The following is a 7,410-nucleotide window of genomic DNA, read 5'->3' on the forward strand; positions in this document are numbered from 1 at the left end:
CATGGGCCTGAGAGAAAAAACCATCAATGGCGCGAAATGGTCGGCGATGGCGACGGTGGTGATTATTGGCCTGGGGCTGGCGCAGATGACCGTGCTGGCGCGTCTGTTTGACGGCCATCAGTTTGGTCTGCTCACCGTGTCGCTGGTGATTATCGCGCTGGCGGACACGCTGTCGGATTTTGGTATCGCCAACTCGATTATTCAGCGTAAAGCCATCAGCCAGATTGAGCTGACCACGCTCTACTGGCTGAACGTCGGGCTGGGGATTGCGGTGTTTGCCGCGGTGTATCTGCTGAGCGATACCATTGCGCGGTTGCTGCACAACCCGGATCTCGCGCCGTTGATCAAAACGCTGTCGCTGGCCTTCGTGGTGATCCCCCACGGCCAGCAATTTCGTGCGCTGATGCAAAAAGAGCTGGAGTTTAACAAAATCGGCTCCATTGAGACCGCAGCGGTGCTGTCGGGCTTTACCTTTACGGTGATTAGCGCCTGCTTCTGGCCGCTGGCGATGACCGCAATTTTGGGTTATCTGGTCAACAGCGCCGTGCGTACGCTGCTGTTCGGCTATTTTGGCCGCAAGATTTACCGTCCAGGTCTGCATTTTTCGCTGACCACGGTCATGCCGAACCTGCGCTTTGGCGCGTGGCTGACGGCGGACAGTATTGTTAACTACATCAACACTAACCTGTCGACGCTGACGCTCGCGCGCATCCTCGGCGCCAGCGTGGCCGGGGGCTATAACCTCGCCTACAACGTGGCGGTGGTACCGCCGATGAAGCTTAACCCAATCATCACCCGCGTGCTGTTCCCGGCGTTCGCCAAGATTCAGGACGACACCGACAAGCTGCGAGTGAACTTCTACAAGCTGCTGTCGGTGGTGGGGATCATCAATTTCCCGGCGCTGCTGGGGCTGATGGTGGTGAGCAATAACTTTGTGCCGCTGGTGTTCGGCGACAAATGGCTGCACATCGTGCCAATCCTCCAGTTGCTGTGCGTGGTGGGGCTGCTGCGCTCGGTGGGCAACCCGATCGGTTCGCTGCTGATGGCCAAAGCGCGAGTGGATATCAGCTTTAAATTCAACGTCTTTAAGACCTTTCTGTTTATTCCTGCGGTGATTATCGGCGGGCAGCTCGGCGGCGCGATTGGCGTCACGCTGGGCTTCCTGCTGGTGCAAATTATCAACACCATCCTCAGCTACTTTGTGATGATCAAACCGGTGCTGGGGCCGGGCTACCGCGATTACCTGCTGAGCCTGTGGCTGCCGTTTCGTCTCTCTCTGCCGACGCTGATTTCAAGCTACGCGGTGGGGCGACTGCTGGAAGGCAGCGTTTCGCTCTCGGCGCTGCTGGCGATGCAGGTGCTGGCGGGGGTAGTCAGCTTTGCGCTGGTGATCATGCTGTCACGCAACAGCCTGTTACTTGAACTAAAAAAACCGCTCTGTCGGAGCGGAAAACTGAAAACGTTATTACGCGTTCCTGATTGATTTGCTTGAACCCCTTTTTGATGAGGCCATGATGAAATTACTAATTTTGGGAAACCACACCTGCGGCAACCGCGGCGACAGCGCGATTATGCGCGGCCTGCTCGATGCGATTCTTCGCCAGCAGCCGGACGTTGAAATGGACGTAATGAGCCGTTTCCCGATCAGTTCCTCCTGGTTGCAGGGGCGTGAGATTATTGCCGATCCGCTGTATCAGCTGAGCCAGAAACAGCAGGCGGCGGCTGGGGTGAGCGGGCGCGTGAAGAAAGTGCTGCGTCGCCGCTTCCAGCACAAGATCCTGCTGGCTAAGGTGACCGGCGAAGGCAAACTGCGCAACTTTGAAATTGCGCCAGAGTTTCATGAGTTTGTGCGCTTCCTTGGCAACTATGACGCGATTATTCAGGTAGGTGGGTCGAACTACGTCGATCTCTACGGCTTGACTCACTTTGAGTACCCGCTGTGCGCCTTTATGGCCAACAAGCCTATCTACATGATTGGCCACAGCGTTGGCCCGTTCCAGAACCCGGACTTCAACGAGCTGGCGAACTACGTCTTTGGCCGCACTAACGCGTTGATTTTGCGTGAGACGGTAAGCCGTGAACTGATGGCGAAGGCGAATATCGACACCGGTAAGGTGGAGCAGGGCGTGGACACCGCCTGGCTGGTTGAGCACCGTAACGACAGTTTCGAACCGAGCTACGCGGTACAGCACTGGCTGAACCTGACCGCACAGCGTAAAACCGTGGCGATTACTCTGCGCGAGCTGGAGCCGTTTGATAAGCGTCTGGGGACGACCCAGCAGGCCTATGAGAAAGCGTTTGCCGAGGTGGTGAACCGTATGATTGACGACGGTTATCAGGTGCTGGCGCTTTCTACCTGCACCAGTATTGACCGCTACAACCGCGATGACCGCATGGTCGCGCTGCGCATGGCGCAGTACGTTAAAAACCGCGAGCATTTCCACATCGCCATGGACGAACTTAATGACGTGGAGATTGGCAAAATTCTTGCCTCCTGCGAACTGACTATCGGTACCCGCCTGCATTCGGCGATCATCTCGATGAACTTCGGCACGCCGGCGATTGCCATTAACTATGAGCACAAATCAGCGGGCATTATGCAGCAGCTGGGTATGCCTGAGATGGCCATCGACATTCGTCACCTGCTCGACGGCTCGATGCAAGGCGTGGTGGGCGATATTCTCAACCAGCTTCCGGCGCTGGGCGAGAAAGTCGCCGCGGCGGTGGAGGGGGAACGCCAGAAGGGCTTCACCATGATTGAATCGGTGCTGAACCGCATCCGGGAGGGCCGATGAAAGTCAGCTTCTTCCTGCTGAAATTCCCTTTATCGTCTGAGACGTTTGTCTTAAACCAGATCGTGGCGTTTATCGAGATGGGTTATGAGGTGGAGATTGTCGCCCTACAAAAGGGCGACCTGACCAACACTCATGCGGCTTATACCCAATATCAACTGGCAGACAAAGTTCGCTGGTTACAGGATGAGCCGTCAACGGCGCTGGAGAAGCTACGCTATCGCGCGTTCAGCACGTTGCGCGGTTTACACCGTCCCGCCGTCTGGCGGGCGTTAAACGCGCGGCGCTACGGGCAGGAGGCGCGCAACCTGATCCTCTCTTCTATCTGTAGCCGCACGCCCGCGCCGATTGTCGCCGATGTTTACATCGCCCACTTTGGCCCGGCAGGAGTGACCGCCGCCAAGCTGCGCGAACTGGGGGTGATCGAAGGAAAGATTGCCACCGTCTTTCACGGTATTGATATCTCAAGCCGCGGAGTGTTGAACCACTACACCAGCGAATATCAGCAGCTGTTCCGCCGCGGCGACATGATGTTGCCCATCAGCCAACTGTGGGCCGACCGGCTGCAGGCGATGGGCTGCCCGACGGATAAAATTACCGTATCAAGAATGGGCGTAAACATGGACCGCTTCTCGCTGCGCCCGCTAAAAGCGCCCGATGGCTGCTTGCAGATACTCTCCGTTGCGCGTCTGACCGAGAAAAAGGGGCTGCATGTGGCGATTGAAGCCTGCCGCCAGCTGAAAGAGCGCGGCGTCAACTTTCGCTATCGCATCCTCGGCATCGGGCCGTGGGAGCGCCGTCTGCGCACCCTGATTGAACAGTATCAGCTGGAAGATCACGTAGAAATGCCGGGCTTTAAGCCCAGTCATGAAGTGAAAATGCTGCTTGATGAAGCTGACGTCTTCCTGCTGCCCTCGGTAACGGGTGCCGACGGCGATATGGAAGGTATTCCGGTGGCGCTCATGGAGGCGATGGCGGTGGGGATCCCGGTGCTGTCGACGGTCCACAGCGGCATCCCGGAACTGATTGACTCCGGTCATTCCGGCTGGCTGGTGGAGGAGTACGACGCCACGGCGCTGGCGGACAAGCTGCAATCACTTGGCCGGATGGATGCGCACAGCCTCCAGCCGGTGCTGGCGCGCGCACGTGAGAAAGTCGAAACCGATTTTAATCAGCAGGTGATTAACCGGCAGCTTGCCAGCCTGCTGCAGACGCTTTGCTAAGGAGGCGCTATGCACACCTTAACCCGACGTTACTTCCTTACCGCCGGGGCAACGCTTGCCGCGGCCTTACCAGTACTTTCAGCAACCGGCGCGCGTGCCGCCGAGAAGCGCTCGGCAGTGGACATACGTGACTACGTGCACAATGGCGACTGGATCCGCGCGTTCAATGAGGCCTTCGCGCAGGCCGACACCGTCAACGTGCCAGCGAGTGTGGTTTGCGACAATATCAATACGGCGATTACGCTGCCGCCGGGAAAAACGCTGGCGGTTGCCGGTGCCCTGAAAGGCAACGGGCGCGGGCGCTTTATCCTGCAAAAGGGCTGCCAGGTGATCGGCAGCGGTGAAGCCAGCCTTTACAACATTACGCTGGACGTACGTGGTAGTGATTGTACGATTGCCGGATTGACGATGAGCGGCTACGGCCCGGTGGCGCAGATTTTCATCGGCGGGAAAGACAAGCGTACGCTGCGTAACCTGACCATTACCCGCCTGACCATCACCAAAGCCAATTACGGTATTCTGCGTCAGGGCTACCATAATCAGTGGCTTGATGTGAACATCACCCACTGCCACTTCAGCTATCTGCAGGGCGACGCCATTGAGTGGAACGTGGCGATTAACGACCGCAATATCCTTATCTCCGACCACGTCATCGACCATATCGACTGCACCAACGGTAAGGTCAACTGGGGCATCGGTATCGGCCTTGCCGGCAGCACCTACGATAATGGCTACCCGGAAGAGCAGGCGGTGAAAAACTTTGTCGTCGCCAACATCACCGGCAGCAACTGCCGCCAACTGGTGCACGTGGAAAACGGCAAACACTTTATTATCCGTAATGTGAAAGCCAGCAATATCACGCCGGAATTCAGCAAGCAGGCGGGAATAGATAACGCCACGGTGGCGATCTACGGCTGTGATAATTTCGTTATTGATGGTGTCGATATGGTTAATAGCGCGGGAATGCTGATTGGCTACGGTGTTATCAAAGGCAATTATTTGTCGATACCGCAAAACTTCCGCCTGAATAATATACAGATGGACAACAGTGCTTTGGCCTATACGGTCCGCGGTATTCAAATTTCCTCGGGTAACAACCCCTCGTTTGTCTCTATCACCAACCTGTCCATGAAGCACGCTTCGCTGGAGATTCATAACAAACCGCAACACATTTTTTTGAGGAACATCAGCGTGATGCAGCTCTCCTCTCGTGGGCCTGCGCTGAAGCTGAACTTCGATTTACGCAAGGATGTGCGTGGGAAGTTTATGGCGAAGCAGGATACGCTGCTGTCGCTGGCGAACGTGAGGGCGGTGAATGAGAAAGGTCAGGCGGCGGTGGATATTGATCGGATCGATCAGCATGTTGTCAACACAGAACGCCTCAATTTTGCGCTGCCGCGCCGCTGAGCACGGCAATCCACTGAATTATCGGATTACATCCAGGGATCATCCTGACTCAAATCAGTACTATGACAAAACAGAGTGGATTAAACATGTTTAATCGCTATAATTCATCAACCGATATATAGGTGGACAAGATAATGGTTAATTTGAAAGCAGTCATTCCGGTAGCGGGATTGGGTATGAACATGCTACCTGCCACGAAGGCCATCCCTAAAGAGATGCTGCCGATCGTTGACAAGCCGATGATTCAGTACATCGTCGACGAAGTGGTTGCTGCAGGGATCAAAGAAATCGTTCTGGTCACACACGCATCGAAAAACTCGGTGGAAAACCACTTCGATACCTCGTATGAACTGGAAGCACTGCTTGAGCAGCGCGTTAAGCGTCAGCTGCTGGCTGAAGTTCAATCTATCTGTCCTCCTGGCGTGACCATCATGAACGTTCGCCAGGCGCAGCCGCTGGGCCTGGGGCACTCTATCCTGTGCGCACATCCGATTGTCGGCGATAACCCGTTTGTGGTTGTGTTGCCGGACATCGTGCTGGACAACGCAAGCGCCGACCCGCTGCGCTACAACCTTGCCGCCATGGTGGCGCGTTTCAACGAAACCGGACGTAGCCAGGTACTGGCGAAACGTATGCCGGGCGACCTGTCTGAATACTCCGTCATCAAAACGAAAGAGCCGCTGGATGTCGAAGGTAAAGTTAGCCGCATCGTTGATTTTATCGAAAAACCTGACCAGCCGCAGACGCTTGAATCCGATCTGATGGCCGTAGGCCGCTATGTACTTTCCGCCGATATCTGGCCTGAACTGGCGAAGACCGTGCCGGGGGCGTGGGGCCGAATTCAACTGACGGATGCGATCGCCGAACTGGCGAATAAGCAGTCTGTTGACGCGATGCTGATGACGGGTGAGAGCTACGACTGCGGGAAGAAGATGGGGTATATGCAGGCGTTTGTGCAGTATGGGCTGCGCAACCTGAAGGAAGGGGCGAAGTTCAGGAAGGGCATTGAGAATCTACTCAGCGGACCAAATGCCTGAAGTGCTTATTACACACTAGTTTATGGGATTAATGGCGAACTGTGGCTTAGATAGCGCAGTTTGCTACTTTAATATATTTATTTACTTTTTTGTCTAAGTATCACACTAGTTTACACGATCTTTTATCGGATATTTTTCTTGTATCAGTTCTAGTTTGATAAGACAATTACCCCCGCAAAATTTGGTGCTTTTCGGCAAGTAAGGCGAATAAGTTACTTGTACAGAGGGCGCTTCTGAAGAAGGTCAGCGTTCTGGTAGCTGTTGAGCCTGGGGCGGTAGCGTGCATTTTTGCTATACCCAGATGATAGAATCAACGATAATAAAAAGAGAGCTTGGCCGTGAACAGGATATAGCATGCCAGAGTGTCGACAACATGTATTTATTGTCCCTTTAAAGGCCATTGATGAGTCTTTTTTAAACAATATAAAGGAATTGGCGAGCTTCAAATCTGAACGTTTTTTATTTGTACTCAGTATCCAGGAACAAGATAGCTACATACGAGCCCAAGAAGTGTTTAGGATGGAAGAAAATGTATATGTGCTACATCCTGAATCAACTTTCGAAAGAACAGAACACTGGGAATATGTTGTTAAATTTGCGGTTTCATATTTTGAGTTTGATACATTCTCATATTATTTTTTTGGTGATGACCTTGACTTGAGTTCCTTTCCGGATATAACAAATCAAGCGGATATATTGTTAAATGATTATTTTATAGATGATTGGACATGCATTAAAGAGAATGTTTCTGCGGGAATGCTTAAAAAATATCCAACCAAAGAGTTAATAAGAAAAAATTTCATGCTTGGTCGGCCAATATTCGCACCGTTACAAAAAATAATTTTCCGCAGAAAAATTGCAGCAATAATGTCATTTGATTGCCAACATTCCTATGTATCGGACCAAATGATGGTACATGAATTGATAGACAAATCATTCACTATTGATTTT

At 53.4% G+C, this 7,410-nt stretch carries 6 protein-coding genes; all 6 read left to right on the forward strand.

What is annotated here, in order from left to right:
• Window position 1: 1 nt before the first annotated feature.
• Complete coding sequence (locus ACW14G_RS03835) at window positions 2–1,483, forward strand: MOP flippase family protein (protein ID WP_163449213.1); 1,482 nt, start codon at window positions 2–4, stop codon at window positions 1,481–1,483.
• 31 nt (window positions 1,484–1,514) lie between these two features.
• A complete protein-coding gene (wcaK, locus tag ACW14G_RS03840) occupies window positions 1,515–2,795 on the forward strand; it encodes a colanic acid biosynthesis pyruvyl transferase WcaK (RefSeq protein WP_032281161.1) in 1,281 nt (426 codons plus the stop codon).
• Complete coding sequence (gene wcaL / locus ACW14G_RS03845; protein WP_163449212.1) at window positions 2,792–4,015, forward strand: colanic acid biosynthesis glycosyltransferase WcaL; 1,224 nt, start codon at window positions 2,792–2,794, stop codon at window positions 4,013–4,015. Before wcaK ends, wcaL begins: the two co-directional genes overlap by 4 nt.
• 9 nt (window positions 4,016–4,024) lie before the next feature.
• Complete coding sequence (gene wcaM, locus ACW14G_RS03850) at window positions 4,025–5,422, forward strand: colanic acid biosynthesis protein WcaM (protein ID WP_249023057.1); 1,398 nt, start codon at window positions 4,025–4,027, stop codon at window positions 5,420–5,422.
• 134 nt (window positions 5,423–5,556) lie between these two features.
• Window positions 5,557–6,459: a UTP--glucose-1-phosphate uridylyltransferase GalF gene (galF, locus tag ACW14G_RS03855; protein ID WP_419057387.1), complete on the forward strand. Its 903-nt coding sequence runs from the start codon at window positions 5,557–5,559 to the stop codon at window positions 6,457–6,459.
• A 354-nt stretch (window positions 6,460–6,813) separates the two neighbouring features.
• A partial coding sequence (locus ACW14G_RS03860) for a hypothetical protein (protein ID WP_455648484.1) occupies window positions 6,814–7,410 on the forward strand: 597 nt, incomplete at its 3' end.

This window comes from Kluyvera sp. (genome assembly GCF_965301105.1).